Genomic DNA, 1,140 nt, shown 5'->3' with positions numbered 1-1,140 from the left:
CTAGTCTTCTGAGTCAGGAATTCTGTTCAGATAACTGGCGAGGCGTTCGAGGATCTCGTCCGCGGTCTTCGTCCAGACGTAGGGCTTGGGGTCGGTGTTCCATGCGGCGATCCAGGTGCGGATGTCTTTCTCCAGCGCCTGGACGCTCTTGTGGACGCCTCGTCGTATCTGCTTGTTGGTCAGCTCGGCGAACCACCGCTCGACCAGGTTGAGCCATGACGAGCCGGTGGGTGTGAAGTGCAGGTGGAAGCGGGGGTGGGCAACCAGCCAGGTCTTGATGGCCGGCGTCTTGTGCGTGGCGTAGTTGTCCAGCACCAGATGGACATCCAGACTTGCCGGGATCTCCTGGTCGAGTTTGATCAGGAACTTCTTGAACTCCTCGGCCCGGTGGCGGCGGTGCAGGGAGCCGATCACCTTGCCGGTGGCCACCTCCAGGGCGGCGAACAGCGTGGTGGTGCCCGCTCGCACGTAGTCGTGGGTGACCCGCTGCGGGACCCCGGGCATCATGGGCAGCACCGGCTGTGAGCGGTCCAGGGCCTGGATCTGCGACTTCTCGTCCACGCAAAAGACCAAAGCGCGCTCGGGCGGATCCAGATACAGGCCGACCACGTCGTGGACCTTGTCGACGAAGTACGGGTCCGTCGACAGCTTGAACGTCTCGGAACGGTGCGGCTGCAGGCCGAACGCCCGCCAGATCCGCGACACGGTCGACTGCGACAGGCCCATCTCTTTGGCCATCGCCCTCGTCGACCAGTGCGTGGCGTTCTTCGGCGTGGCTTCCAGCGTCTTCTTCACCACGGCGGCGACCTGTTCGTCGGCGACCGTCCGCGGCCCGCCCGAACGCGGCATGTCACCCAGGCCGGCGATCCGGTGCTCGACGAACCGGGAGCGCCAGCGGCCCACCGCGTGGGGTGTCGAACCGAGCTGGGCGGCCACGTCCTTGTTCGACGCCCCAGTGGCGCACGCCAGGATGATCCGGCACCGCAAAGCCCACGCCTGGGGCGTGGAACGGCGCCGAACCCAGCCCTCCAGCGCAGCCCGTTCCTCATCCGACAGAATCAACTCGGCCTTCGGCCGCCCAGTACGCGCCACCCCGTAACCCTATACATCTGAACAGAATTCCCGACTCAGAAGACTAGG

General features: G+C 65.4%; 1 protein-coding gene. It reads right to left on the bottom strand.

The features are described 5' to 3' along the window. Positions 1-1,092: an IS630 family transposase gene (locus FPZ41_RS46645; protein ID WP_322621605.1), complete on the bottom strand. Its 1,092-nt coding sequence runs from the start codon at positions 1,090-1,092 to the stop codon at positions 1-3. Positions 1,093-1,140: the final 48 nt, after the last annotated feature.

It is taken from the genome of Streptomyces acidicola, assembly GCF_009377235.1.
GTDB classification, from domain to species: domain Bacteria; phylum Actinomycetota; class Actinomycetes; order Streptomycetales; family Streptomycetaceae; genus Streptomyces; species Streptomyces acidicola.
Note: the sequence above shows the minus strand (reverse complement) of the source record. Positions and strands in the feature narration are given on the sequence as shown.